The 25,877-nt window shown below is 74.7% G+C and carries 21 protein-coding genes; 10 read left to right on the forward strand and 11 right to left on the reverse strand.

Going from position 1 to position 25,877, the window contains the following annotated elements:
• Positions 1-22: 22 nt before the first annotated feature.
• The gene (locus OG550_RS05550) at positions 23-580 is read right to left on the reverse strand and encodes an SgcJ/EcaC family oxidoreductase (RefSeq protein ID WP_327675146.1); all 558 of its coding nucleotides are present in this window, start codon (positions 578-580) and stop codon (positions 23-25) included.
• Positions 581-727: 147 nt separating this feature from the next.
• On the reverse strand, positions 728-1,753 hold the full coding sequence (locus tag OG550_RS05555) for an MBL fold metallo-hydrolase (protein WP_327675148.1): 1,026 nt from the start codon (positions 1,751-1,753) through the stop codon (positions 728-730).
• A 248-nt stretch (positions 1,754-2,001) separates the two neighbouring features.
• Here OG550_RS05555 and OG550_RS05560 point away from each other — a divergent pair, with 248 nt between their 5' ends.
• The 6 genes from OG550_RS05560 to OG550_RS05585 all read left to right on the forward strand — a co-directional run bounded on the left by OG550_RS05560 (position 2,002) and on the right by OG550_RS05585 (position 7,997).
• On the forward strand, positions 2,002-2,841 hold the full coding sequence (locus OG550_RS05560; protein ID WP_327675150.1) for a helix-turn-helix domain-containing protein: 840 nt from the start codon (positions 2,002-2,004) through the stop codon (positions 2,839-2,841).
• 151 nt (positions 2,842-2,992) lie between these two features.
• Entirely contained in the window at positions 2,993-3,436 is a 444-nt protein-coding gene (locus tag OG550_RS05565) for a DUF4259 domain-containing protein (RefSeq protein ID WP_327675152.1), read from the forward strand.
• A 134-nt stretch (positions 3,437-3,570) separates the two neighbouring features.
• A complete protein-coding gene (locus tag OG550_RS05570; protein ID WP_327675154.1) occupies positions 3,571-4,434 on the forward strand; it encodes a GNAT family N-acetyltransferase in 864 nt (287 codons plus the stop codon).
• 296 nt (positions 4,435-4,730) lie between these two features.
• Positions 4,731-5,147, forward strand: a complete 417-nt coding sequence (locus OG550_RS05575) for a hypothetical protein (RefSeq protein WP_327675156.1) — start codon at positions 4,731-4,733, stop codon at positions 5,145-5,147.
• A 132-nt stretch (positions 5,148-5,279) separates the two neighbouring features.
• On the forward strand, positions 5,280-7,691 hold the full coding sequence (locus OG550_RS05580; protein ID WP_327675158.1) for a tetratricopeptide repeat protein: 2,412 nt from the start codon (positions 5,280-5,282) through the stop codon (positions 7,689-7,691).
• 9 nt (positions 7,692-7,700) lie between these two features.
• Positions 7,701-7,997, forward strand: coding sequence for a tetratricopeptide repeat protein (locus OG550_RS05585; protein ID WP_327675160.1), 297 nt, complete (start codon positions 7,701-7,703; stop codon positions 7,995-7,997).
• 158 nt (positions 7,998-8,155) lie between these two features.
• Here the strand turns inward: OG550_RS05585 and OG550_RS05590 are convergent, their stop codons facing one another.
• The 6 genes from OG550_RS05590 to OG550_RS05615 form a co-directional block, all read right to left on the reverse strand.
• Positions 8,156-9,487 carry a M64 family metallopeptidase gene (locus OG550_RS05590; RefSeq protein WP_327675162.1) on the reverse strand — a complete coding sequence of 444 codons (1,332 nt, stop codon included), beginning with the start codon at positions 9,485-9,487 and terminating at the stop codon, positions 8,156-8,158.
• A gap of 196 nt (positions 9,488-9,683) precedes the next feature.
• Entirely contained in the window at positions 9,684-11,585 is a 1,902-nt protein-coding gene (locus tag OG550_RS05595) for an amino acid transporter (protein ID WP_327683695.1), read from the reverse strand.
• A 347-nt stretch (positions 11,586-11,932) separates the two neighbouring features.
• Positions 11,933-14,257 carry a heavy metal translocating P-type ATPase gene (locus OG550_RS05600; RefSeq protein WP_327675163.1) on the reverse strand — a complete coding sequence of 775 codons (2,325 nt, stop codon included), beginning with the start codon at positions 14,255-14,257 and terminating at the stop codon, positions 11,933-11,935.
• Positions 14,258-14,411: 154 nt separating this feature from the next.
• Positions 14,412-14,711 (reverse strand): heavy-metal-associated domain-containing protein, encoded by a 300-nt coding sequence (locus OG550_RS05605; RefSeq protein WP_327675165.1) that lies wholly within the window; start codon positions 14,709-14,711, stop codon positions 14,412-14,414.
• A 454-nt stretch (positions 14,712-15,165) separates the two neighbouring features.
• Positions 15,166-15,960: a metal-dependent hydrolase gene (locus OG550_RS05610; RefSeq protein ID WP_327675167.1), complete on the reverse strand. Its 795-nt coding sequence runs from the start codon at positions 15,958-15,960 to the stop codon at positions 15,166-15,168.
• 307 nt (positions 15,961-16,267) lie between these two features.
• Complete coding sequence (locus OG550_RS05615; RefSeq protein ID WP_327675169.1) at positions 16,268-17,707, reverse strand: DUF418 domain-containing protein; 1,440 nt, start codon at positions 17,705-17,707, stop codon at positions 16,268-16,270.
• Positions 17,708-17,810: 103 nt separating this feature from the next.
• Here OG550_RS05615 and OG550_RS05620 point away from each other — a divergent pair, with 103 nt between their 5' ends.
• A complete protein-coding gene (locus OG550_RS05620; protein ID WP_327675171.1) occupies positions 17,811-18,491 on the forward strand; it encodes a GNAT family N-acetyltransferase in 681 nt (226 codons plus the stop codon).
• A 385-nt stretch (positions 18,492-18,876) separates the two neighbouring features.
• Complete coding sequence (locus tag OG550_RS05625) at positions 18,877-20,124, forward strand: sensor histidine kinase (protein WP_327675173.1); 1,248 nt, start codon at positions 18,877-18,879, stop codon at positions 20,122-20,124.
• A gap of 223 nt (positions 20,125-20,347) precedes the next feature.
• Here the strand turns inward: OG550_RS05625 and OG550_RS05630 are convergent, their stop codons facing one another.
• Both OG550_RS05630 and OG550_RS05635 read right to left on the reverse strand, forming a co-directional pair.
• A complete protein-coding gene (locus OG550_RS05630) occupies positions 20,348-21,649 on the reverse strand; it encodes a serine hydrolase domain-containing protein (protein ID WP_327675175.1) in 1,302 nt (433 codons plus the stop codon).
• 211 nt (positions 21,650-21,860) lie between these two features.
• Positions 21,861-22,262 (reverse strand): PPOX class F420-dependent oxidoreductase, encoded by a 402-nt coding sequence (locus OG550_RS05635; RefSeq protein WP_327683697.1) that lies wholly within the window; start codon positions 22,260-22,262, stop codon positions 21,861-21,863.
• A gap of 393 nt (positions 22,263-22,655) precedes the next feature.
• Between OG550_RS05635 and OG550_RS05640 the strand changes: the two genes are divergently transcribed.
• Both OG550_RS05640 and OG550_RS05645 read left to right on the forward strand, forming a co-directional pair.
• Positions 22,656-23,021: a nuclear transport factor 2 family protein gene (locus OG550_RS05640; RefSeq protein WP_327675177.1), complete on the forward strand. Its 366-nt coding sequence runs from the start codon at positions 22,656-22,658 to the stop codon at positions 23,019-23,021.
• A 147-nt stretch (positions 23,022-23,168) separates the two neighbouring features.
• Complete coding sequence (locus OG550_RS05645; RefSeq protein ID WP_327675179.1) at positions 23,169-24,110, forward strand: Vgb family protein; 942 nt, start codon at positions 23,169-23,171, stop codon at positions 24,108-24,110.
• Between the two features lie 114 nt (positions 24,111-24,224).
• Here OG550_RS05645 and OG550_RS05650 read toward each other — a convergent pair whose 3' ends face one another.
• Positions 24,225-25,862 (reverse strand): amidohydrolase, encoded by a 1,638-nt coding sequence (locus tag OG550_RS05650; protein WP_327675181.1) that lies wholly within the window; start codon positions 25,860-25,862, stop codon positions 24,225-24,227.
• Positions 25,863-25,877: the final 15 nt, after the last annotated feature.

Consider the following 25,877-nt stretch of genomic DNA (forward strand, 5'->3'; position numbering starts at 1 on the left):
GCACGGATCCCCCGGCCCATCCTCAGAGCCCCACCTCCAGGCCGCCGCAGGCGTGGCGGGCGGGTCGACCGGCCGGGCGGGTGGCCGGCCGGGCGGCGAAGGAGACCGCCTCCATCAGCCTCCGGTGCCCGGTCTTCTGGACGGCGGCGATCCGCCAGACCGCTTCGCCGTCCGCCTCCTCCCCGCCCGCCCGCTCGCGGACCAGGGTGTAGGTGGCGACCTTGCCGAGCCTGCCCGGGCGGCGGCCCTTGTAGGTGTCCCCGACGGTGACCGCCACGGCGGTGTCGGGCCCGTGGAAGCGGAGCTCGGCGACCTCCAGCGCCAGCCGGGTGCCCTTGAGGAAGCTCTCGAAGAGCGCCTGGTGGGCGCGCCCGATCTCGGGGCCGCCGCGGTAGACGGTGCCGACGTAGGTGACGTCGGTCGCGTCGGCGGTGAACAGCTCCCCGTAGGCGGTCCCGTCGCCGCGGTCCCACGCCTCGCGGGCGCGCTCCAGCAGGGCGCGGACGGCGGCACGGTCGGCCGCGTCGGCGCCGCCGACCCGGGCGTCGGTGCCGGTGCCGGTGTCGATCTGGGCGTTCATGGGTCCCCTCCCGTGACGGCTCCCCGAGAAAGATCTCTTCCTCGAAGATTTATCTTCCTTGAAGAAGAGATTAGGCGGGAGGGTTCCGCCCGTCAATCCCGTCGATCCCGTCGATCCCGACAGCCATCAGCAGCCAGCCGCCAACCGTCAGCCCCACGGCCGGACGAACGGACGGTTCAGGTGCGAGGTGGCGAGGACGGCCCCGGTGCGGCGGGCGTCGTCCAGGAGCCGCTCGCGGCTGTGCCGGGCCGTCGCCGGATCCGCCTCGAAGGCGTAGCGCACCGCCGGGGCCGCCAGCTGGACGGCGTGGACCAGCACGTCCCCGGTGACCAGCACCCGATCGCCGCCGCCCTCGACCAGGACCGACTGGTGGCCCGGAGTGTGCCCGGGCGTGGGCAGCAGGGTGACGGTCCCGCCGGGGCGCCCCCCGCCGGGACCGGCGCCCGCGAGCACCGTCCGGCCGTCCGCCTCGTGCAGCAGACCGGCCCGGCGCAGCGGCTCCACGACGTACGTCATCGCCGTCCGGGTCGGGGCGAGCGCGGCGATCTCGGCGCGCTGCACCACGTACCGCGCGTTCGGGAAGACCGGCACGCCGTCGGGCATCACCGACCAGCCGTAGTGGTCCTCGTGCAGGTGGGTCAGGACCACCGCCTCGACGTCCGCCGGCCCGATCCCGGCGGCGGCCAGTGCCCGGGGCAGCCGGCCGGGGACGGGCGCCCAGCCCGAGGCCGGGCTGCCGACCGGACCGACTCCGGTGTCGACCAGCGTGACCCGGCCGCCGGGCCGCCGGACGGCGAAGCAGCGGAAGTCCAGCTCCCAGGTGTCGCCCGGCCCGAACGCCGCCGGGTCGATGCACCTGGCCCGCTCCCAGTCGGCCGGTGCGGCGTCCGGGAAGGCGGCCTGGCGGGTGCCGGGGAAGGGGCCGTGCGCGTCCAGCAGCGCCAGCACTTCGTACCGGCCGAGCCGCCGCACGACCGTCCCGCCCGGGGCGGGCTGCCCGGCGCCCCCGGTCAGGGGCTCCGGGTCCCGCGCGGGCGGCTCCGGGGCCCGGGCGGGCGGCTCGGCGGCGTGCGCGGGCGGACCGGTGAGGGGTAGGAGGGCGGCCGCGCCCGCGGCGGCGAGGGCGCCGCGCAGCAGCTGTCGGCGGGCGGGGCGGTCGGGCAGGTCGTTCACCGTGGCTCCTCGGGATTCCGGACGGACGGGAGGCGGACGGAACAGGGCAGGGCGGGGCGGGGCAGGACGCAGCGGGCGGGAAGGAACCCGTGCGGGGAGGGCGGGCCGGCGCCCTGACCCCCGTCCGGGGCGCCGGCAGGACCCAGGCTCCCGCCGCGGCCCGCTCCGCGGCTTGTCGTTTCTTGCGCGATCCGTCCGTGCCCGCGCAACCGGCGACAGCCGCCGCCCGCGCGAGTAGGGTGCGGCGCATGCCGGTCGACCGCACCTGCCTGTTGAACGGCGACGACCTGTACGTCGCCGACGTGCACTGCCAGGACCCGCCGCACGGCTGGACGGAGCTGCGGCCGGCCACCGTGTTCGGCCTGGTGATGGTGCGCCGGGGGCTGTTCCGGGGCCGGATCGACGGCGTCGAGCAGCTGCTCGACCCGACCAGCGTCTACGTCGAACGGATGCACAGCGAGCAGCAGTTCGCGCACCCGTGCGGCGGTGACGTCTACACCGAGCTGGTGCTCTCGGAGCCGCAGGTGGCGGCGCTGCTGGGCGGCGACCCGGGCGTCCCGCAGGGCCTGGTGTTCACCACCCCGCCCATGGCGCTGGCGCAGCGGCTGCTGACCGCCCGGGCGCGGGACGGCGCGGACCCCTTCGAACTCGCCGAGCGCGCCCTGGCGCTGGCCGCCGAGGTGCTGACCGCGCTGGCCCCGGCGCGGGTGGCGAGCGGTCGGCCGGTCCGGGACGCGGACCGGCGCCGGGTGGTGGACGCGGCGCGGGTGGCGCTGGCGGCCGACCTCGGTCTCGGCCTGGAACAGCTCGGGCGGGCGGTCGGCTGTTCCCCGTACCACCTCAGCCGGGCCTTCCGGGCCGTCACCGGCGAGGGCCTCGCCCAGTACCGGAACCGGTTGCGGGTCACGCTTGCCATGGAGCGGCTGACCGAGGGCGAGACCCGACTGGCGCTGCTGGCACACGAGTTGGGATTCACCGACCAGGCGCACCTGACCCGGGTGGTCGGGCGCGCCGCCGGCCTGCCGCCGGGGCGGCTCCGGAGGCTGCTGGGGCCGGTCGGCAACGCCCCGTCGGTGTCCGCGGGCTGACCGGGCCTCCGCTCCGGGTCTGCGGCGGGTACGGCCCCCAGCCCCGGAGCCGGACCCAGACCCGGCTCCGGACCCGCCTCCGGACCCGCCTCCGGACCCGACTGTCAGTGGCCGGTGGCAGGATCCCCTCGAACGACACGAGGAGGCCGTCATGGGCACCTGGGGCATCGGTCCCTTCGAGAACGACACCGCCGCGGACTTCGCCGGCACCCTGGACGAAACCCCGGCGGGTGGGCGGGAGGAGCTCGTCCGCAGCGCGCTGTCCCGGGTGGCCGGCACCGACGCCGAGGACTACCTGGACTGCGACGAGGCGGTGGAGGCCGTGGCCGCGGCCGCCCTGATCGCGGCGCAGTGCCGGGGCGGTGAGCCGGTCAGCACGAGCTACGGCCCCGACGAGGCGCTGCCGGTCTTCGCGGCGGAGCTCCGGCCGCTGGCCGTCGACGCCCTGGACCGGATCGTCTCCGAGGAGTCGGAGCTCGCCGAGCTCTGGGACGAGACGGACGAGGGCCCGGACTGGCGGCAGGACATCGGCCGTCTCCGGGCGGTGCTCGATCCCGCGCCGGCCGTGCCGGATGCGCCGCTGCCCGGCCTCTGACGCCGCGGTCCGGCGGGACCGGACGGCAGCGGGGCGGAAGGCAGTGGGGCCCGGGCCGTCGGGGCACGGGCCGGGGGGACCGGGCCGGGGGGACGGCCGGGCGCCGGGCGCGCCGGGGCGCGTAGGCTCGGCGGATGCCCACGATGCCGCACCCGCTGACCAGCCTGAACGACCGCGAGGCGCTCGCCGCCCGGTTCCGCCACGACCCGGAGCTGCACCTCTTCGAACTCGGCGACCTCGACGACCCGTTCTGGCAGCACACCACCTGGTACTCCCTCACGGACGGTGCCGAGGGTGCGGACGGTGCCGAGGGTGCGGACGGCGCCGAGGGTGCGGAGGGCGCCCCGGACGGCCCGGTCGCGCTGCTGTACGGGGTCGGGGAGCTGCCGACCCTGCTCGGCCTCGCGCGTCCCGATCGGGACGGGCGGCTCGCCGATCTGCTGCGGGCGATGCGGCCGGTGCTGCCGGAGCGGTTCCTCGCCCACCTCACGGGCAGCGGGGCGGAGGCGCTCGCCCCCGGGTACCGCGTCGAGCACCGGACGGCGATGCTGCGGATGGCGCTCACCGACCGGGACGCCCTCGACGGCGCCGCCGGGGCGTGGCGGGTCGAGCCGCTGGGCGCGTCCGACCTGGCGGACCTGCTCGCCCTGTTCGCCGCCGGGTACCCGGGCAACTGGTTCGACGAGCGGATGCTGACGACCGGCCCGTACGTCGGTGTCCGGGACGCGGACGGTCGGCTGGTCGCGGCCGCGGGCGTGCACGTCCACTCCCCCGCCCAGCGGGTCGCGGTGGTCGGCAACGTCACCACCCACCCGGAGTTCCGCGGCCGGGGGCTGGCCGCCGCCTGCACCGCCCACCTCTGCGAGGTGCTGTCGCGGACCACCGACCACATCGGCCTCAACGTCCGCGCCGACCACCCGACGGCCCTCTCCCTCTACCGCCGCCTCGGTTTCACCACGGTCACCGCCCTCGACGAGTGCGTCATCGCGGCCGTCTGACCCCGGCCCCGGCCCACCATCCCGCGCAGGAAGTCGGACCGGCCGACTTCCTGCGCGGGCCACTCCGGTCCTCACCGTGAACCAGGATCGCCGGCCGCTCCAGTCCGTCCGGTCCCGTTCCCCGGCTCCGTCATGAGAGGGGAACCACTCGACCGTGCGCGATCGAACTCGGCCTCGAACCCACCACATCGGCGACTTTTCAAATCAAAGTCGTTCAAGTGGCCTTGCACGTCAGCCGTCGTGGTCAAGCTGAGAGCCCGCCGTCCACGGTGACGGCTCGCGACCGAGGGGACCGCATGACAGAGGATCCGACGCTCTTCGCCCAGACTGCGGGAACCACCCTGGTCGCCCTGCTGACGACGGGGGCCTTCCAACACGCGAAACAGGCCGTACTCGATCTGTGGCACCGGATGAGCCCTGACGAGGCTGCCGCAGTCGACCACCAGCTGGAGGCGACCCGGACGGCCCTGATGCGGGCGGAGGAGGAGGGCGACGAAGATCGTGAGCGCGAGCTCGCCGGCTGGTGGCAGGAGCGCCTGACGTTGCTGTTCGCCACCGACCCGAGCACCATCGGCACTCTTCACCGGGCCCTGACACAGGCCGCGCCCGAGAGCAGCCGGACGCGAACCGGCGGCATCCGGCTGACCGCCCGGGCCAACGGCAACGCCCACGTCTTCCAGGCCGGGCGGGATCAGCACATCATCGGACACTGAGCCGGGGGCCAGCTGCAACACCGGAGGCGCGGTCCGAGGCGAAGGCCCTGCGGTCGGACCGCCACGTGCGTCGTCGGAGGATCGGAGCATTCGCTGTTTCCCCGCTACGGTGAACTCTTTCACTACAAACAGATGGCGAGAACCTCCGGCCCGGGCCAGGTCAACCAGGCCGGTCGGGATCAGGTGGTGGTCCGAGCCGATGTCGCCAACGTCCACCTGACGGATCGGCCTTCACCGGAGTTCGCCAGGGCGTCGATCGCGCCGCCCAAACTGACACCCCGCAGACTCCACGGCCGCGAGGCCGAGTTGAAGGAGCTCGGCACCCAGGACCTGCAACAGTTACGGGGGGAGATCACCGTCCTGCACGGAATGGGCGGGATCGGAAAGACCGCGGTGGCTCTGACCATCGCCCAGGCGGTCCGCCGCGGTGGCGCCCGCGTCTTCTGGGTCCAGGCCTCGCACCCCGACAGCGTCATGGCCACTCTGCACCAGATCGCCGTTCACCTGGGCGGCCCCGAGACCCTTGCCCGCGAGGTCGCTGCGGGCCGTTTGAACGCCGCGGACATGGCGTGGGAAGCCCTCCATTCGAGCAGCCGGCCCTGGTTGCTGGTGTTCGACAGTGCCGACGATCCAGTCGAGATCGAGCGGGAACTGGGACCGGGCTGGCTTGACGCGTCCGCCTCCGGGGGAGTCCTGGTCACCACCCGCCACGGAAGCACCGATCTGTGGCCGGCCCAGGCCCGGATGGTGAGACTCGAACCGCTGGACCCCCACTCCGGTGCCCGGATGCTGCTCGATCTTGCCGACAGGGGTGAGGCGGACTCCGCCGAACGCGAGGCTGCCCGCGCCCTGTCCGAACGGCTGGGAGGCATTCCGCTCGCCCTTCGCCTCGCCGGGTGCTGCGTGTCCCAGCCGCTCTCCTCCCTGCCTGACTTCGCGGCCTTCCGGAGCGCTCTCGACCGCGATTTCGGGAACGTCGTCGACCACGCTGCTTCCGCGTCCCTACGCCCGCCCACCGAGGACGACGCCCGAAGCCTGGTCATGCGGACCTGGGAGGTGTCGCTCGACGCCCTGGAGCAGCAAGGCATCCCGCACGTTCGGTCGATCATGCGGGTCCTGTCGTGCTGGGCCGCACGACCCGTCCCGCTGGCACTGATCTCACCGAAGGTCTTCTCCAGGACGCACGGAGCGGACGACGGCCCCTGGGATGATCTCGTCGTGAGGCGCGCGCTGAGGGCCCTCAGCGCCGTCGGACTGATCGACATCGTCGACGAGAACCCCGTGACCAACCCGCTGGAGGGCGAGTCCTTCTACCAGTGGGCCAGTGACGACCAGACGCACAAGTGCATCGTCGTGCACCCGTTGGTCTCCGAAGTGAATGCCGTGCAGTTGGAACGCTCCCCGGACCGCACCCGCAGTTGGGAGGCCGCCGCCCGATGCCTCGGGTCGCTCAGAGGCGTGTGGGGCACGAAGGCGACCGCGAGCTACTGGCAGCTGGCGCTCCCTCACCTCATGTCGATGGTGGACCGCCTTCCCGTCTCCTGCGACGGGCTGTTCGACACAGTGGTGGGCACTCACACATACCTGAGCAGGTACCTGAGGATGTCCGGCCAATACGAGACCGCGTACAGGTCTGCGATGTCCCTCCGCGGGCGGATGGACGGCTTCCGGCCCAGCGACCGGATCCGTTTCGCGGTCGAGTACAACTGTGCGGAATGGTCGTGGCACATGTCCCACTTGGAGGAGGCCGACGCGCTGGCCGCAGAGGCCTGCCGTCTGGCGGAGGGCTCGACCGGGGCGAGCGCGGCCACCCGGTTCCAAGCGTTCATGGCCCGCGAGCTGTCCATCGCGATCCACGCGGAGCGCGGCTTCCTCGAATCGGGAGAGCGGATGGCGCGGGACTTGTGCCGCGAGATCGAGGAATCTCCCGAATTCATCCAGCTCGGGGCGCAGGCTCATCACCACCTTGCCACCATCCTCAGGGAATCGGGCAGGCTCAAGGAGGCAGAACAGCACTCCCGGCGAGCAGTGCGACTCTCGGAGGACTTCCAGTTCGCGCCCTTCACCCGCGCCGTCATCCGCCATGAACTGGGGGTCATCCTGTGGCATCGGGGCCGTCTCGACCAAGCCCGAAAGCTACTCGTCAAGGTCCTGCGGATGCAGACCGGCTTCCTGCCGCCGTGGCACCCCTCCGTCCTAGTCACCCGCTACGATCTCGCGTCCCTCCACGGGATCGAAGGGAACCTGATGCGGGCGCTCGCCGAGTTCGTGGACATCCACCTCACCGAACAGGACGTACTCCGGAAGGGCCATCGCAACACGCTCCAGACCATGCATCAGATAGGCCAGATCTTGGTCGAGCTCGGCGAGCTCGACCAAGCGGAGAAGACCCTCCGAACCGTGGACGAGGAGTACCGGACCCAGCGGCTCCAGGACCGCACGGCGGATGTGCTCTCGACCAGGCACGAGATGGTTCACATCAAGGCCCAGCGCGGACAGCACTCCGAGGCCCACCGGGAATGGGAACAGATCCTCAAGGAGTAACAGGCCCGCTTGGGAGCCGATCATCCGTCGACGCTGAGGACCCACTACAACTGGGCCATCTGCTGGGCGACTCTGGGATTCCCCGGTGTCGCCCGAATCGAGATGGAGAAGGTGGTCGCGGCACGTCGACGCGTACTCGGGGCCGATCACCACGAGACGGCCCAGGCCGTACGGATGCTGGCCGACCTCACCCGCCTTCCCCCGGCGGGCTGGCGCTTCGGGGGGCGCGGCAGACGGCGCAACGTGCCGACGAACCGACGGGAGCGCAGGCAGCGCGGCAACTCCCCCGGCTCCGGTCCGACGTAGGTCCTCCCCTCCGGATCAGCGCGCGGCGTTCGGCGGCCGTCTGACCCCGGCCCCGGCCCACCATCCCGCGCAGGAAGTCGGACCGGCCGACTTCCTGCGCGGCGGCGTGCCCGGGAGGTGCGCCCGGGCGGCGTCGCGGTGTCAGCGGCGTCGCGGTGTCAGCGGGTGACCGGCCAGGAGAGGGTGGCGGTGAGCCTGCTCCGGAGGGCGGGGTCGATGACGGCGGGCGTCGGGTCGGTGGCGGTGGCGGTGAGGGTGTGGACGCGGCCGCGCGGCCCGGGGAGCGGCACGGTGGCGAGGTCGACGGTGGTGCGGCCGCGCAGTTGCGGGAGCTCGCGGCCGTCCAGGGACCACCGGACGGTGGTGCCCGCGACCGGGAGGCCGAGGGTGAGCCGGTCGGCCCTGGTCAGCGGGGTGCCGGCGGGGGTGGGGCTGGTGAGCGGGACGGCATGCCGGTAGAAGCCGGCGATCATCGCCTCGCGGCCGGGCAGGTTGAACTCGCGGCCGAGCGAGCGCATGATCGAGTTCTCGGTCGGCCGGTAGAGCCCCTTCGGGTAGTAGCCGCCCCCCTCGTACGCGCCGACGACGCCCCCGTCGGGCGAGGTCCGGCCGATCCAGCGGTACCACTTGGCGTGTTCGCGGGCGAGCCGGTCGGCGGTGCGGGTGCTGATGTTGGGTTCGCCCGGCTCCCCCTCCTCGGCCGGGTAGGTGTCGGAGCCCTCGTAGAAGTACTCGTCGGCGAGCTTGCCCAGCGAGTGGCCGGTCTCGTGCACGGCGATCTGCCCGGACTTGGCGTTGCCCCCGGCGACGGTGGCGATGCCGTCGTAGCCGAGCGGGGACGCCACGTTGTAGCCGGCGCCGCCGTACTTGGCGGTGTTGGCGACGACGAGGACGAGGTCGGCCTGGGGCGCCTTGGCGGCGTACTTCTCGACCGCACCGGTGTCGACGCAGAGCAGTCGCTCGATGTCCTCGCACCAGAAGTAGGAGCCCAGCGCGGTGTTGCGGACGGTGGCGCGGTCCGGGTCCCCGGTGACGCCGGACTCGGTGGAGACGGTGGCGACGGCCCAGACGTTGAAGAGGCCGCGGTAGGCCGCGTACGGCTCGACGGCGCTCATCTCCTGCCACTTCGCGACGGCGTCGGCCTGGAACTTCGCCTGCTCGGAGGCGGTGTAGCCGTCGCCGATGACGACGACGTCGAGCTTCTCCGCGGTCCCGCCGTTGCGCAGGACCGGCGTGACCTCGCCGTCCCCGGCGGCGGGCGCGAGGCCCGGGCGGGCTCCGGCGAGGTACGGGGAGGCGTCGGGCACGGTGGTGTGGCCGGCCGGGCCGTCCTCGCCGAAGACCTCGACCCGGTGGCGCGCACCGGCGCCCGGTCCGGCGGCCGCTCCTGCGGCCGGTTCGGCGGCGGAGCTCGCGGCCGGGACGGCACCGAGGGCCGCGAGGGCCAGGGCTCCGGTGAGGACGATCGAGCCGAACCTTCGGTTGCGCACGGGAGTTGCTCCTCTGAGGGGGAGGACCGATGATCCGCCATGCTATGCACCTGACAACCCGTCGGCACAAGACCCGCGCACGCCCCGGCCCCGGTCCGCCGGACGGGCCCGCCACCCGGGGCGGCGGGAGACGGCGGCGCGGAGGCGGCAGGAGACGGCCGGGAGGCGGCGGCCGGGCCGCCGGCCCCCGGCGACCTCAGCCCACGTGGACGCGCGGACGCCGCGAGCGGTCGGGTTCGGCCTCGCGCAGCACCTCGCGGGTGACCGGCGCGACCTCGCCCTGGCCGAACAGGAAGAACCGCAGGAACTGCGCGAAGGGGTTGCCCTCGGTCCACTCGAAGTAGATGTGCGGCTGCTGCCCGGTCCGGTCCCGGGCGGTGAGCAGCAGGGCGGCCAGCGCGTTGGGCACGCTGGAGCTCTCCAGGGTGAGCACCCGGTAGCGGTCGTGCAGCACCTCGCCGTGGACGGTCAGGACGGACTCGAACTCCGACGGGTCGCGGATCGTCACCTCGACGAAGACGAGGTCGTCCTCGGCGGGGATGTCGTTGTCGGTACGGATCTGACGCTTCTTCTCCTGGTACTCCGCGAGGTCCCGGCGGTGCGGCTCGTTGGCGATCAGCCGCAGCGGCCGGTGGGTGTAGTCGCGGACGAAGCGTTCGGCGGCCTCGTCGAGGACGACGTCGGTGACCCTCAGCTCGAAGGCCCGCTTGAGCCGCGAGAGCAGTGAGACCAGCACGATCGCGGCGATGAAGCAGGCGCCGATCTTCACGCCGTCCGGCCGCTCGGCGACGTTGAGTGCCGTGGTGTAGACGAAGACCGCCGCGATCACCGCGAAGCCGATGGTCCAGCCCCGCTGCCGGGCCTTGCGGGCGGCGATGGTGACGGCGATCGCGGCCGAGGAGATCAGCACGAGGACGCCGGTCGCGTACGCGCCGCCCTGGGCGTCGACGCTGGCGTCGAAGATCCAGGTGACCAGGAAGGCGATCAGGGTCAGCACGATCACCATCGGGCGCACGGCGCGCGCCCAGTGCGGGGCCATCCCGTAGCGGGGAAGGTAGCGGGGCAGCAGGTTGAGCATGCCGGCCATCGCGGAGGCGCCGGCGAACCAGAGGATGAGGATCGTGGAGAGGTCGTAGACGGTGCCGAAGGCGCTGCCCAGGTTCTCGTGCGCCAGGTAGGCGAGCGCGCGGCCGTTGGCCTCGCCGCCCGGTTCGAAGGCCGCCTTCGGGATCAGCAGGGTGGTGATGAAGCTGGTGGTGATCAGGAAGACGCTCATGATCAGTGCCGCCGTGGTGAGCAGCTTGCGCGCGCCGCGGATCCGGCCGGTGGGGCGTTCCTCGGTGTCGTCCGGGTCGCCCTCGATGTGCGGCATCACGGCGACGCCGGTCTCGAAGCCGGAGAGGCCGAGCGCCAGTTTGGGGAAGGTGACCAGCGCGACGCCGATCATCGCGACCACGTTGCCGTGCTCGGCGGTGAGCGCGTCCGTCCAGTCGGTCACCAGGTCCGGGGACTCGACCACGTGGTAGAGGCCGTTGACCACGACGACCACGTTGAGCGCGAGGTAGACCCCGACGAGCACGACGGCCAGCCCGATCGCCTCGCTGAAGCCCTTGAGGAAGACGCCGCCGAGCAGGGCGACCAGGACCAGCGTCACCACGACCTGCCGACCGGCGAGCGTGCCGGTCAGGTGCGGGTTCTCGACCATGTGGGCGGTGGCGTCGGCGGCGGACAGCGTGATGGTGATCATGAAGTCGGTGGCCGCGAAGCCGAGCAGGGCGAGGACGAACAGCTTGCCCTGCCAGAACGAGAGCAGCCGCTCCAGCATGGCGATCGACCCCTCGCCGTGCGGGCTCTCCCGGGCGACCCGGCGGTAGACCGGCAGTGCGCCGAACAGTGTCACGGCGACCAGTACGATGGTCGCCACCGGGGAGAGCAGGCCGGCGGCGAGGGCGGCGATGCCCGGCTGGTAGCCGAGGGTGGAGAAGTAGTCGAGGCCGGTCAGGCACATCACGCGCCACCAGGGGCGCCCCTGCTCGACGGGGAGCTGGGCGTGCGGTCCCGGGTGCTGCTTGGCCCGGTCGGCGAGGCCCTCCAGCAGCCAGGACCGGAACCGCTGCCGGGCCGACGGCGGCTCCCCCGGCGTCGGGACCCTTCCCGGCGCGGCGCGACCCGCACCCTGGTCGCCCGCCTCACCCGCACCCGACGAAGCCACCCTGCACCCCTGTCCACGTCCCCGAAGTCGCGTGCCGCCGGGCCGACGGCCAGGCGCAGGCTATGCGACCGGGGCCGCCACCTGCGGGAACGTCTCCGGCGGAGTCCCCTCGTCGGGTCAGTCCCGGACAGCCGACGGCCCCGCCCGCCCCGTCCGCCCCGGAACCGGGTGGTCCGGGGCGGACGGGGCGGGCGGGGCGGGCGGGGCCGTGGGGTCCGCGTGAGCGGGCCGGGTCAGCGGAAGGTGCGGAGCCGGAGGCTGTTGCCGACCACGAAGACCGAGGAGAAGGCCATCGCCGCCCCCGCGATCATCGGGTTGAGCAGTCCGGCGGCGGCCAGCGGGAGTGCCGCGACGTTGTAGCCGAACGCCCAGAACAGGTTGCCCTTGATGGTGGCCAGGGTGCGGCGGGAGAGCCGGATGGCGTCGGCCGCCGAGCGCAGGTCGCCCCGGACGAGGGTGAGGTCGCTCGCCTCGATGGCCGCGTCGGTGCCGGTGCCCATGGCCAGGCCGAGGTCGGCCTGGGCGAGCGCGGCGGCGTCGTTGACCCCGTCGCCGACCATGGCGACGACCCGGCCCTCGGCCTGCAGCCGTCGGACGACGGCCACCTTGTCCTGCGGGAGCACCTCGGCGATCACGTCCTCCGCCGGGATGCCGACCTCGGCGGCGACCGCGTGCGCGACCGCCCGGTTGTCCCCGGTCAGCAGGACCGGGCGCAGGCCGAGCTTCCGCAGCCGGGCGACGGCCTCGGCGCTGGTCGGCTTGACCGCGTCGGCGACCTCCAGGACGGCCCGTGCCTCGCCGTCCCAGCCGACCGCGACGGCGGTCCGCCCGGCCTCCTCGGCCGCGCGCTTCGCCTCGGCGAGCACGGGCGGCAGGTACTGCGCCCAGTCGGCCAGCAGCGCCTCCCGGCCGGCGACCACGGCGTGACCGTCCACGACGCCCTGCACCCCGAGCCCCGGGACGTTCTCGAACCCCTCGACGGCGGGCAGCGGGCCGGTCCGCTCGGCCGCCGCGCCGGCGATGGCGGCGGCGATCGGGTGCTCCGAGGCGTGCTCCAGCGCGCCCGCCAGCCGCAGCGCCTCGGTCTCCCCGGTCCCGTCCGCGGTGTGGACGGCGAGCAGGGTCATCCGGCCGGTGGTGACGGTGCCGGTCTTGTCCAGCACGACGGTGTCGACCCGGCGGGTCGATTCGAGCACCTCGGGCCCCTTGATCAGGATGCCGAGCTGGGCGCCGCGCCCGGTGCCCACCAGCAGGGCGGTCGGGGTGGCCAGGCCGAGGGCGCACGGGCAGGCGATGATCAGCACGGCGACGGCGGCGGTGAAGGCGGCGGTCCAGCCCTCGCCGGTGCCGAGCCAGTAGCCGAGGGTGGCCAGCGCCAGGAGGATCACGATCGGCACGAAGACGGCGGAGATCCGGTCGGCGAGCCGCTGGGCGGCGGCCTTGCCGTTCTGCGCGTCCTCGACCAGCCGGGCCATCCGGGCGAGCTGGGTGTCGGCGCCGACCCGGGTGGCCTCGACCACCAGCCGGCCGCCGGCGTTGACGGTCGCACCGGTGACGGCGTCGCCGACCGCGACCTCGACCGGCACCGACTCGCCGGTCAGCATCGAGGCGTCCACCGCCGAGGCGCCCTCGACCACCACCCCGTCGGTGGCGATCTTCTCGCCCGGGCGGACCACGAACCGCTCACCGGCCGCCAGTCCGGCGGTCGGGACGCGGACCTCGACGCCGTCCCGCAGCACGGTGACGTCCTTGGCCCCGAGTTCCAGCAGCGCCTTGAGCGCGGCCCCGGCGGAGCGCTTGGAGCGGGCCTCGAAGTAGCGGCCCGCCAGGATGAAGGCGGTGACCCCGGCGGCGGCCTCCAGGTAGATGTTCGAGGAGCCGTCGCCGCGGGCGACGGTGAACTCGAAGCCGTGCCGCATGCCGGGCATCCCGGCGTGGCCGAAGAACAGGGCCCAGAGCGACCAGAGGAACGCGGCGCCCGTGCCGAGCGAGACCAGGGTGTCCATGGTGGCGGCGCCGTGCTTGAGGTTGGTCCAGGCGGCGCGGTGGAAGGGCCAGGCGGCGTAGGTGACGACGGGCGCGGCGAGGGTGAGCGAGAGCCACTGCCAGTTGTCGAACTGGAGGGCCGGCACCATCGCCATGGCGACCACCGGGAGGGCCAGCGCGAGCGCGGTGACCAGGCGGCGGCGCAGCGGTTCGAGCTCGTCCGCCGCCCGGCCGGTCGGCCCGGCGCCCGCCCCTCCGTGTGTTCCGGCCGCCTCGGGCGCTTCGGCCGCCTCGGGCGTCCCGCCCGCGCCCGGGGCGGCCTGCGGCCCGGCGCCGGCGGGCCGGGGCAGGACGGCGGTGTAGCCGGTGGCCTCGACGGTGGCGATCAGATCGGCGACCGCGACGCCGGCACCGTCGACGGTCACCCTGGCCTTCTCGGTGGCGTAGTTGACGGTGGCGGTGACGCCGCCCATCCGGTTGAGCTTCTTCTCGATCCGGGCGGCGCACGAGGCACAGGTCATGCCGCCGATCCGGAGTTCCACCTCGGTGGAGGCGGGGGCCTGGGTGCTCATCTGGGCTCTCCTCGTGGTCGTCGAGCGGAGTGGTGGGGCGCTGCGCGGAGCGGGTGGTGGAGGCGGTGCGGCCGGGTGGGCCGGGTGGGCCGGGTCGGGGCCGGGTACCCCCTGGGGGTAGTACCCGAGCCCCGGCGGCGGGCGGGCGCGGAGGTCAGGCCCGGCCGGTCAGCTCGTAGCCCGCGTCGTCGACGGCGGCGCGCAGGGCCTCCTCGTCGAGCGCGGCCCCGGCCGAGACCGTCACCCGGCCGGCCGCGACGTCGACGCGGACGGCGGTGACGCCGGGCAGCGCGGAGACCGCCTTGCCGACCGCCTGCTCGCAGTGGCCGCAGGTCATCCCGGCGACGGCGTAGACGGTGGTGGCGGGCGCCTCCTCGATCGCTGCGGTGGCGGTGGCACTACCAGCGGTGGTGGCGGTGGCGGTCGAGCAGGTGCCTTCGGTGGAGCAGCACACGGGGTTCCTCCGGTGGTGGTGGGCCGCCGATACCAGGTGGGGGTATCGGCGGCGGTGATTCCTTTATACCCCTAGGGGGTATGCATCGCAAGCCTTCGCCCCCTTGCTTCAATACCCCTCAGGGGTATCCAGTGCAGGCACTCCAGGGGTCTGAGGCCCGCCCGGCCCCCGCCCGCCGGGCCGCCGGACCGCCGGGAGCCGGGATCCCGGGCGCACACGCGGCCCCGGACCGGCCCGCACAAGCCCGCACGCGCCCGCACAACGCAGGGATCCCGCCCGATCGCGTGGATCGGACGGGATCGCGGGACCGTTCGCGGTCGGGACTCGTGAACCGTCGCCCCCCGCACCCGCGGGGAGCACTCCTGTGGACGTCGAGCCGCCGGAGCGCGGTCGGCCCGGGTGATGTGCGCGGGGGTCGGCCCCGCCCGCGACACCACCGCGGACTCCACCGCCGTCAGCCGAAGTACCCCAGCGCGCCGACCGCGCAGAGGCCGCCCGCACCCATGAAGACCGGCATCAGCACCTTCAGCTCCACCCAGCTGCCGGCCCGGAAGCGCATCCCCTTCGGCGGGCCCAGCGGGTACCAGCGCCTGCGGCCTATCGGTATCGGCCAGAGCACCGGGCAGCCCGACACGGTCAGCGCGTCGCCCAGGCAGTGCACCAGCGCGCCGAGGGTGATCGGCAGGCCGATCCACAGGTACTCCTGGCCGGGCTGGTCGAACAGCCAGAGCGAGCCGTTGCCCGGCTTGTCCAGGACGTACGTCAGCATCCACGCGCTGGTCGCGCCGAGCAGCCAGACCAGGACGTCGCTGGAGACCCGGGCGTGCCGCCACAGCAGCCCCTCGATCGCCAGCACCATGTGGACGAAGAGCACCCCCAGCACGCCCCACCGTCCGCCGTACACGGTGACGGCGGACGCGCCCGCCCCGCACAGCACCGCCCAGACCCACGTGTGGGTGAGCGTCCGGTGACCGCCCGATCGGCGCGGGTCGTGCTTGCTGCGGGTCGCCTTGTAGACGGCGTACGAGAGCTTGTCGATCACCTCGCAGAGGATCCGCGACACCGGGCCGAACGCCCGGGATATGGTCGCTGCCTTGTGGTCGAGGTCAGGCGCCAGTGCGGCGCCCGCGCAGATCAGCGCGCCCGCCAGCAGCACCGGCCACGGCATCGGCTCGCCGAGCCCCGCCGCGATCGCCCCTGCGCCCAACCACGCCGCCGCGCCCGACAGCGAATGCGCCGGTCCCATCATGTCCTGGCTCCCGCCCTCGTTCCGAACCGCCCGTCGCGAGGGCTTCGCGAGGGCTTGACGGGGCGGCAGCTTAGTCGCCCATGATCGAAACCACCCGGTCGCGCGGACCCCGCCGGCCCGCCCGCGGGTCCGCACGACGGGGACCGGACCTCCGGACGAAGGACCGTGACGGACCGTCACCGGACACCGCCGCCCCCCGCGCCCGGGCGGGTCGCGGGAGGAGGAGGCGGCGGTACGGGGCGGCGGGGTCGGGCCGCCCCGCCCTCCACGGCCGGATCGCACCCGCACCGCACGGGACCGCCCGGCGTCAGCCGAGGGCCGGAGGCCCGGACGACGGCCCGGACGACGGCTCGGACGACGGCTCGGGCGGCCGCCCGGGCGACGGCTCGGACGGCGGCCCGGCTGCGGCCCTCGCCGCCGAGCGCCCGTCCGTCGGCACCGGCACCGGCACCGGCACCGCAGTGACGCCCGGCATCCCCGGCACGCCCGGCGCCCCGTCCGCCGCACCGCGCCAGCGCGGCCGGGTGAGGGTGGTGGCCGCGCGCAGCAGCCACTCCACCGGTCCGTACGGATGGCGGGCCAGCCACCGGCGGCAGAACACCGCCTGGGCCGCGAACAGCACGACGCCGATCAGTGCGACGCCCGGCGGCGGGACCCTGCCGACCAGCCCGGCACCGACACCCGTGAACACCAGGACGCAGACCAGCGACTGGGTCAGGTAGTTGGTCAGGGTCATCCGCCCGGCCGGTGCCAGCACCGCGACCATCCGCCGGCCGAACCGGCCCCGGGCGGTCCGCAGCACGGTCGCCGCGTAGGCGGCGGCCAGCAGCGGCGCGGTGACCACGTCCACCCCGAGTGCGAACACCTGGGCGGAGGCGCCGGGGTGCCGCAGCGCCGAGTACGTGTACACCGCCGCGCCGAGCAGCCCGACCGGGAAGCCCCAGGCCTGGATCCGGCGCAGCGTCCGGTCGTGCCGGCCGAGGTCGGCCAGGGCCCGGTGCCGGCCGGCGGCGAGCCCGAGCAGGAAGGCCGCGAGCGCCGCCGGGGCCTGGAAGAAGGCCAGCAGGAAGACCACGTCCGGCAGTTGGTCGAGGTGGGCCCCGATCACCGGGCCGAGCCCGCCGCGCAGCGCCTCGGTGGCCCGCTGCGCGTCGGCCGCGGCCGCGGCCGCGGCCCGGTCGCCCCCGTCGGCGCCCCGCAGCGCCAGCGCGAGCAACCCGTACGCGGCCGAGGTGACGGTGAACAGGACGACCGCCGTGCGCACGGCGGTCGCCGGCCGGATCCGGCGCAGGGCGAGCAGGACCAGCCCGAGCACGGCGTACGTGGTGAGGATGTCCCCGGGGAACAGCACCACCGCGTGCAGCACCCCGAGGGCGAACAGCCCGGCCAGTCGCCGCAGGAAGCGCGGGGTGAAGCGGGCGCCGTGCCGTTCGGCGGAGTCGAGCTGGAGGGTGAAGCTGTAGCCGAAGAGGAACGAGAACAGCAGGAAGAACTTGGCCTCGAACAGCAGCGCCACCAGCAGCCGGACGCCGGTGTCGAGCGGCGAGCCGAACCCCGGCTCGTCCACGCCGGTGCCGTGGTAGGCGGAGGCGAGGTAGGTGATGTTGACGGTCAGGATGCCGAACAGCGCGAACCCGCGCAGCGCGTCGACGTCGGCCAGCCTGGCCGGTCCGTTCCGGCCCCCGGTCCCGGCCCCGCCCTCCCCCTGCACCGCGCGGCCGACGGTCTCACCCCTGTGGTCGCCCATGGATCCCCTCCAGAAACTATCGCATTGGAAACTCTCGTTTCGAGCATGAACGTTATATGATTGATCGCGCAAGCTCGACCGGCTCGACGAGAGGGGCGCCGCGATGACGCCGAACGACAGGAATCCGGCAGAGGGCGGCCGACCCGCGGTGCTGCGCGCCGTCCCGGTCGGCAGCGAACGGCGGGTGGCGGCGCTCTACTGGGAGGCCTTCGGCCGCAAACTCGGCCCGGCCCTCAACCCGCCCGAGGCCGGACGCGCCTTCATCGCCGAACACCTCCACCACGACCGCGGCATCGTCGCCGTCCACGGCGGGCGGGTCGTCGGCGTGGCCGGGTACCAGCTCGGCGGACACGGGCTGACCGGCGGCGACGCCGGCGACGTCCTCGCCGCGTACGGGCTCTTCCGCAGCCTCCCCAGGCTCGCCGTCCTCGCCCTGTTCGAGCGCACCCCGGAACCGGGCGAGCTCGTCATGGACGGCATCGCGGTGGACGCGGCGCAGCGCGGCCTCGGCATCGGCGGCCTGCTCCTCGCCGAGGTCGCCGCCGTCGCCGCCGAAGCCGGCTGCCGGCGCGTCCGGCTCGACGTCATCGACGTCAACCCGCGCGCCCGCGCCCTCTACGAACGACAGGGCTTCACCGCCGCCCGGACCGAGCGGACGCCCTACCTGCGCACGCTGCTCGGCTTCGGTGCCGTCACCACGATGTACCGCCCGGTCACGGCGGCCGACGCGAGCCGCGCGGGCACTACCGGCGGCGCGGGCACTACCGGCGGCGCGGGCGGCTGACCCGAGGCGCTGGACACGACGAAGACGCGCAACCCGCCCACGACGAACCACCCGACCACCACCACCGACCCGGGCGGCGCGGGCGCTACCGGCGGCCGGCGCGGGGGCGAGCACGGGGGCGGGGTCCCGGCGCAAGGGTTCGGGGCCCGCCAGGAGCCGCCCCGACCGGGGTGGCTCCGACGGGCCCCGCCGGGGGCGGGCCCGTGGGCGGTCGAGGGGAACCACGGTCCCCGCCGAGGAGGCGGGCCGGACCCCGGTCCCGGGCCGGAATCGGCACCCGGTCCCAGCTCCGCACCACATGCCGATGGGAGGATGGCGCCGACGACGACGGTCGCCACGCCCCGGGACGGCCCGCAAGGCGCCGACCGAGGGAAGGCCCCACCCCATGGCGACACACCGACCGCCCGCCCGGCTCCCGCGGAGCGCCGACGACCCGCTCTGGACGCGCAACGACGCGCTGATCGCCACCGGGGCGACCGCGATGGACCTGTTCGGCTACGGGCTCGGCGCCGCCGAGGGCCTGCCGGTCACCTCGCTCGGGCTGTTCCTCGCCGCCCTCGCGGGCCTGCCCCTGCTCGCCCACCGCCGCCATCCGCCGGCCGTCCTGGCGGCCGTCCTGGCCGTGAGCCTGGTGCAGAGCCTGACCGCACCGATGGCGCACCACTTCAACACCACGATCGCGGTGGCCCTGTTCCTGGCCACCCGGACCGGACGCGCCGCCGTGATCGTGCCCGGCGCCCTGACGGCGGTCGTCGTCCCGCTGGTCGGCCAGGGCCGGATCCTGCCACCGCCGGCCGCGGACCTCGGCGGCGTCTCGTTCGCGGTCGCCCTGGTGGTCGGCTCGGCCCTCGCCGCCAGTCGCTGGCAGCGTGAGATGGCGATCAAGCGCACGCTGCTGGCCGACCGGGCGGTGGCCGACGAACGCCGGCGCATCGCACGGGAGTTGCACGACATCGTGGCCCACCACATCACCACCATGCAGCTGATGGCCGGCGGTGCCCGGGCCAACCTCGACCGCGACACCGAGGTGGTGCGGGAGGCGCTGGTCTCGCTGGAGGGGTCCGGGCGGATGGCGCTGCGCGAGATGCGCCAGCTGCTCGACGTGCTGCGGGCCGGCGACGAGCCAGAGGAGTCCCCCGCCGCCCCCCAGCCGGGCGTCGGCGATCTGCGGCGCCTCGTCGAGGAGTCGGAACGCGCGGGGCTGCCCACCGAGCTGACCGTGCACGGCGAGGAGCGTCCGCTGCCGCCGAGCGTGGGGCTGACGGTGTACCGGATCGTGCAGGAGGCGCTCACCAACACCCGCAAGCACGCCGGTCCGACCCGGGCGCGCGTCCGGCTGACCTACCGGGCCGACGAGATCGCCGTCGAGGTGCAGGACGACGGCGCCGGGGTCCCGGTCGGTGTCGGGGCCGCGGGCGGCGCCGGGGTCCTGGTCGGCGCCGGAGGCCCCGCGGGGGCGAAGGCACCGGCGGGGGCCCGTGGGCACCGGGGAGGTTACGGCCTCACCGGCATGCGCGAACGCGTCGCCCTGCACGGCGGCAGCCTGACGGTCGGGGGTCTCGACGGCGGCGGGTTCCAGGTGGCGGCGGGCCTGCCGCTCCCGCCCTCGTCCGCGGGCGGGCCGTCCGCCTGAGGTGTCCCGGGCCCGGGGTGCCCCCGGTCCCGGGATCGCGGCCCCGCGTACCGGGGCCGCTGTCGGGGCCAGCCGGGCGATCCAGCCACCGCCGGGCCGGACGGCGCGCCCGGTGGTGACCGCAGCGGCGGGCCCGCCGCGGAACCGGCCTCGGCCCGGTGCGGCCCGAGCCGCACCGGGCCGAGCCGCACCGGGCCGGGCCACGCCGGGCCGGGCCTCCGACTCAGCGGCAGAGGGCCGAGTCCACCAGCGCCTCCACGTGCTCGTCGATCTCGCGCGTCGGAAGGACGGTCACCGCGATGCTGACGGCCCGGCCGTCGTCCGTGACGCCGCCGCCGGTCCGGTAGCCGGGGATCGTGCCGCCGTGGCCCCAGGCGAGGCCGCCGCAGGACAGCGGCGTGCTCGTCAGACCGAGCCCGTAGCCGATGCCGGGGCCGATCTCGGGGGCGGGCACGGTGGTGCGCATCTCCGCCAGTTGCGCGGGGGCGAGGACCCGGCCGCCGAGCAGCGCGGTGAAGAACCGGTTGAGGTCGCCGGTGGTGGAGACCATCGCGCCCGCGGCCCAGCCCCAGGAGGGGTCCAGCTCGGTGTAGTCGCGCAGCGGCCCGCCCTCCGTCGCCCGGGCGTAGCCCTTGGGGTGGGGCTCGCGGATGGTCCGGTCGCCCGGGACGGGGAAGTAGGTGTGCCGCAGCCCGATCCGTTCGACGACGCGCCGGTTGATCTCCTCGCCGACCGGCCGGCCGGTGACCTTCTGGATGATCAGGCCCGCGAGCAGGTAGTTGGTGTTGTTGTACTCCCACTTGGTGCCCGGCGCGAAGTGCGCCTTCCCGGCGAGCGCCCGGTCGAGCAGGTCGCGGGGCTCGACGTAGCGGTCCTTGTCGCCGAGGGCGGCCTCGCGGTCCACGTACTCGGGGAGGCCGCTGGTGTGCTGGAGCAGCTGGCGGACGGTGATGTTCCGCCCGTCGATGCCGTCGCCGCGCACCAGGCCCGGCAGGTAGGTGTCGACGGGCGCGTCCAGCGCCACCTTGCCCTCGCCGACCAGCTGGAGCACCACCACGGCGGTGAAGGTCTTGGTGTTGCTGCCTATCCGCACCTGCCCGTCGACGGGGACCTTGGCCCTGGTGGCGAGGTCGCCGACCCCGGCGGTGTGGTTGCGGGTGCGGCCGTCGCGGCCCTTGACCGCGGCGAGCACGCCGGGCACGCCGTCCTCGCGCACCAGTCGCTCCAGGCGCTGCTGGACGGTGTCCGGCCGGGCGGCGGCCGAGACGTCCGCCGACGGGGCGGCGGACTCGGCGGTGACGGTCTCCTCGGCGGCGGATCCGGCGGTGGGCCCCGTGGTGGGCCCCGCGGTGGCGGTCGCCGACGGCGCGCCGTCGGGCCGGGTGCTCGCGTTCGCCGGCGGGACCAGCACACCCGCCGCCACGGCGACGGCGGCCACGACGACCGCCGCCGCGAGGGTCCTGCGATGAGGACTGCCCGGACGGCGCCGGGGCGAAGCGGACGGGTGCGCTGCGTACTCGTTCACGGAACGGACTCCTGTGCTGGAAGGCTCTCCGGGGTTCCCCGGCCGGTTTCCAGAGGACCACGCGGCGCCCCGCCGACACGTCCGCGCGCAGGACGACCCCGCCACCGGGAGCCGGGTCCGGTCCGCGGCCGGGCCGGGACCGTGCTCCCGGCCCCAGGGTCCGTCCGCCCCGGCCCCGGAGTGTCCCCCGGGCAGCCCGGCCGAAGGACCGTCAGGCCAGCTCCTCGCCGTACACGCGCTCGACCTTCAGCACCATCAGCACCCGCCGGTCGGCGACCATCACCGACCGGTACTCGTCCCAGTCCGGGTGCTCGCCGGCGGCCCGGCGGTAGTAGTCGACCAGCGCCGCCACCTCCGGCCCGTGCGGGTCGCGGCCCGGCCCGAACAGCGTCGCGGTGCCCTCGGCGGTGGCCCACGCCCAGCCGTCCGCCCGGGTCACCTCCAGCGCGGCGCGCGGGTCCCGGCGCAGGTTCACCGTCTTGGCGCGCCCCTCCGTCATCGACACGTAGAGCAGCTCGGCCTCACGGTCGTAGTAGGGCATCACGGGCGAAAGCTGCGGGCGGCCGTCGGACTTGAGGGTCGCCAGCACGCCCAGCCTGCTCGCGGCGAGCAGGGCGCGCGGATCGAACGGCGCCGCCGCACCCGGCCCGCCCTCGGCGGCGGGGCCGGTCGGCCCGGCGTTCTCGTCGTGCCCGGCGTTCTCGTCGTGCTCGGAGTTCTCGGAGTGCTCGGTCTGGTCGGTGCGTTCGGTGGTCATGGCAGAAGCATGCACCTTCCTACCGGTGTGAAGGTCAAGGGGAAACGTGCGTGCCGATCGGGGAGTTGAGCCGCCGGACCGGGTTCCACGCGCCCCCCGCGGCCTGACGACGACGCGGTCCGGCCGGGACGCGCCGCCGCGGGGGCGTGTCGGCGACGAGGTCTCAGCGGCCGCTGATAGCTTGCCCGGGCCGCGGGTCGGCAGGATCCGGGAGTTCGTGCGGAAGTTCGGTACGGGAGGTCGGTGCGGGTGTCGCGCAACACCGAGACGGTCGAGAGGTACCTGGACGGGTTCCGGCGCAACGACCACGCGTTGATCCTGTCCTGTCTGACGGAGGACATCGAGTGGACGGTGTTCGGCGGCTTCCGGCTGCGCGGCAAGGAGGCGTACGACGCGGCCGTCGAGGGGCCGGGGTTCGTGCCGCCGCCGCGGCTGGACGTGGTGCGGACGGTGGAGCAGGACGACGTCGTGATGGCGGAACTGACCGGGTCGGTGCGGCGGGACACGGGCGAGCTGATGCGGATGTCGATGGCCGAGGTGTTCGTCATGCGGGACGGGCTGATCGCCGAACGGCGCGCCTGGGTGATCGAATTGAAGGAGAACGACTTCCGCTGACGCTCCGTCCGCCGAGGGTCCGTCCGGTGCTGCGAACGGGCGGTTCGGCCGTCGGCGGGGCGGCGTGGCGAGGGGCGGCTCGGGCGGCGGTCGCGGGGCGTGGGGTTAGGTGACGGTGGTCCCCTCTTCCCCTCCCCAGGAGTCGTCATGACCGTCCAGGAACCGCTCCCCGCCGGCACGATCCTGCTCAGCGACTCACAGGCCTTCAGCTGCGCCGGGGCGGTGTTCCGTGTCGACCCCGCGACCGGTGCGGTGCGCCTGCTCTCGGTGGCCGGCGACCTCCGGGGGGCGACCGGGATCGCCGTCGAGGCGGGCGGCGACGTCCTGGTGACCAGGGACCGGCCCTTCCCGGGCGGCGGCAGCCTGGTGCGGATCTCGGCGCGCTCCGGGAAGCAGACGGAGGTGTCGGCCGACGGCCGGTTCGCCGGTCCGGCCGGTGTGGCCGTCGAGGCGGGCGGCGGCGTCCTGGTCGCCGACCTCTTCGCCACCGGCCCCGGTGCCGTCGTCCGGGTCGACCCGGCCACCGGTGGGCAGGGCGTGCTGGCGCCGGGCGACGCCGTCGACAACCCGCCGCAGCGGCCGGCCGGCATCTGCGTGGCTCCGGACGGCTCGGTCCTGGTCGTCGAACAGGCCGGTGCCGCCGCCGAACACGACCACGCCGCCCGGGTGGTGCGGATCGACCCGGTCAGCGGCGCACGGGCGACGGTGACGGAGGGCGGTGAGCTGCGCAGCCCCGTGGACGTGGCGGTCGACGGGTACGGCGGCATCCTGGTGGTCGACGCCGACGCGTTCGACGGCTTCGGCGGCGGAGTGATCCGGGTGGACCCGGTGACCGGCGCGCAGAGCGTGGTGGCCTCCGGCGGCGGGTTCGCCGCGCCGGCTTCGCTCGCGATCGAGGCCGACGGCAGTCTGCTGATCACCGACAACGAGGCGCTGGACGGGATCCGGGTCCTCTTCCGGGTCGACCGGGTGAGCGGCGAGCAGCAGGTGATCGCCTCGGGCGGGGACTTCCGGGCCCTGAGCGGGGTGGCGGTCGTCCCGCCGGCACCGGTCGTCCCGCCTGCGCCGACCGTCCCGCGGGCCCCGTAGGCCGAAGGGGCCCCGGAGGGCACCCGGCGACGCGAGACGAGGACGGCGCCCGGACGGATCGCGTCCGGGCGCCGTCGGCGCCGCCCTCGCAGGGGGGCGGTCATGGGGGCGGGATCACTCCGCCGCGTGGACCAGCTTCCCGCCGACGTACGTCCGCAGGACCCGGGCCCGGGCGATCTCCTCGGCCGGGGCCGTGAAGACGTCGCGGTCGAGGACGACCAGGTCGGCGAGGTGTCCGGCCCGCAGGCTTCCGGCGTCGTCGTGACCGTTCACGTGGGCCGTGCCCGCCGTGTACGCGGCGACGGCGGACGCGAGGTCGAGCCGCTGCTCGGGGAGGAAGACCCGGCCGTCGGTCGCCTCCGGCTCCATCCGGTTGACGGCCACGTGGATCCCGGCGATCGGGTCCGGGCTGCTCACCGGCCAGTCGCTGCCCGCCGCGAGGGTGGCACCGGCCCGCTGCAGCGCGCCGAACGGGTACTGCCAGGCGGCGCGTTCGGGGCCGAGGAAGGGGATGGTCAGCTCGTCCATCTGCGGCTCGTGGGCGGCCCACAGCGGCTGGATGTTGGCGATCGCGCCGAGCCGGGCGAACCGGGTCAGGTCGTCCGGGTGGACGACCTGGAGGTGGGCGAGGTGGTGCCGGGTGCCGCGCCGGCCGTTGGCGGCGCGGGCGGCCTCGACGGCGTCCAGCGCCTCGCGCACCGCGCGGTCGCCGAGCGCGTGGAAGTGCACCTGGAAGTCGAGCGCGTCGAGTGCGGTGACGTGCGAGCGCAGCTCGGCGGGGTCGACGAAGCTCAGGCCGCTGTTGCCGGTGGCGCAGCCGCAGCCGTCGAGGTACGGGCTGGTCATGGCGGCGGTGAAGTTCTCCGCGATGCCGTCCTGCATGATCTTGACGGCCGTGGCCCGGAACCGCCCTCCGGCCAGTTCCGCACGGCGGGCGACCAGTTCGGGGATCTGCTCGGCGCCCCGGTCGCGCTCCCACCAGAGCGCGCCGGTGACCCGGGCGGTCAGCGAGCCGTCGAGGTCGGCGGTGCGGTAGGCGTCGGACGGGTCGGGCTGGCCGTTGAAGACGCCGAGCAGGGCGTCCTGCCAGCCGGTGATACCGAGGGAGTGCAGCAGCCGCTGCGCCCTCAGCAGGCCGGCCAGCCGGTCGGCGGCGGTCTGGGCCGGGACGAGCCTGGCGACCAGCCCGGTGGCGCCCTCCTGGAGGACGCCGGTCGGGACGCCGTCGGCGTCCCGCTCGATCCGTCCGTCGGCCGGGTCCGGGGTGGTCCGGTCGACGCCGGCCAGTTCGAGCGCGCGGCTGTTGACCCAGGCGCCGTGGTGGTCCCGGTTGGTCAGGTAGACGGGCCGGTCGGGGACGACGGAGTCGAGGAGCCGGCGGTCGGGCAGGCCGCCCTCGAAGCTCTCCAGGGACCAGCCGCTGCCGGTGATCCAGGGCCGGTCCGGGTGCGCCTCGGCGTACTCGCGCACCCGCAGCAGGTAGTCCTCGACGCCGACCGTGCCGGTGAGGTCGCACTCGGCGAGTTCCTGGCCGCCGGAGACGGCGTGGATGTGCGCGTCCTGGAACCCGGGCAGCAGCAGCTTGCCGGTCAGGTCGACCACCTCGGTCGCCGGTCCGATCAGCTCGCGCACCTCGTCGTGGCCGACGGCCGTGATGCGCTCGCCGGTGACGGCGAGGCTGGTCGCTCGGGTGCGGGCGGGGTCGCCGGTGTGGACGGGTCCGTGGGTGAAGAGCAGATCGGCCTTGGTCATGGGTGGTGCTCCAAG

It is taken from the genome of Kitasatospora sp. NBC_00458 (assembly GCF_036013975.1).
Taxonomy (GTDB): Bacteria; Actinomycetota; Actinomycetes; order Streptomycetales; family Streptomycetaceae; genus Kitasatospora.

Excerpts from the sequence above, each read along its gene's own strand:
- OG550_RS05550 (WP_327675146.1), bottom strand. The coding sequence starts at position 580 with ATGAACGCCCAGATCGACACCGGCACCGGCACCGACGCCCGGGTCGGC.
- OG550_RS05560 (WP_327675150.1), top strand. The coding sequence starts at position 2,002 with ATGCCGGTCGACCGCACCTGCCTGTTGAACGGCGACGACCTGTACGTC.
- OG550_RS05565 (WP_327675152.1), top strand. The coding sequence starts at position 2,993 with ATGGGCACCTGGGGCATCGGTCCCTTCGAGAACGACACCGCCGCGGAC.
- OG550_RS05570 (WP_327675154.1), top strand. The coding sequence starts at position 3,571 with ATGCCCACGATGCCGCACCCGCTGACCAGCCTGAACGACCGCGAGGCG.
- OG550_RS05575 (WP_327675156.1), top strand. The coding sequence starts at position 4,731 with ATGACAGAGGATCCGACGCTCTTCGCCCAGACTGCGGGAACCACCCTG.
- OG550_RS05580 (WP_327675158.1), top strand. The coding sequence starts at position 5,280 with ATGGCGAGAACCTCCGGCCCGGGCCAGGTCAACCAGGCCGGTCGGGAT.
- OG550_RS05600 (WP_327675163.1), bottom strand. The coding sequence starts at position 14,257 with ATGAGCACCCAGGCCCCCGCCTCCACCGAGGTGGAACTCCGGATCGGC.
- OG550_RS05610 (WP_327675167.1), bottom strand. The coding sequence starts at position 15,960 with ATGATGGGACCGGCGCATTCGCTGTCGGGCGCGGCGGCGTGGTTGGGC.
- OG550_RS05615 (WP_327675169.1), bottom strand. The coding sequence starts at position 17,707 with ATGGGCGACCACAGGGGTGAGACCGTCGGCCGCGCGGTGCAGGGGGAG.
- OG550_RS05620 (WP_327675171.1), top strand. The coding sequence starts at position 17,811 with ATGACGCCGAACGACAGGAATCCGGCAGAGGGCGGCCGACCCGCGGTG.
- OG550_RS05625 (WP_327675173.1), top strand. The coding sequence starts at position 18,877 with ATGGCGACACACCGACCGCCCGCCCGGCTCCCGCGGAGCGCCGACGAC.
- OG550_RS05645 (WP_327675179.1), top strand. The coding sequence starts at position 23,169 with ATGACCGTCCAGGAACCGCTCCCCGCCGGCACGATCCTGCTCAGCGAC.
- OG550_RS05650 (WP_327675181.1), bottom strand. The coding sequence starts at position 25,862 with ATGACCAAGGCCGATCTGCTCTTCACCCACGGACCCGTCCACACCGGC.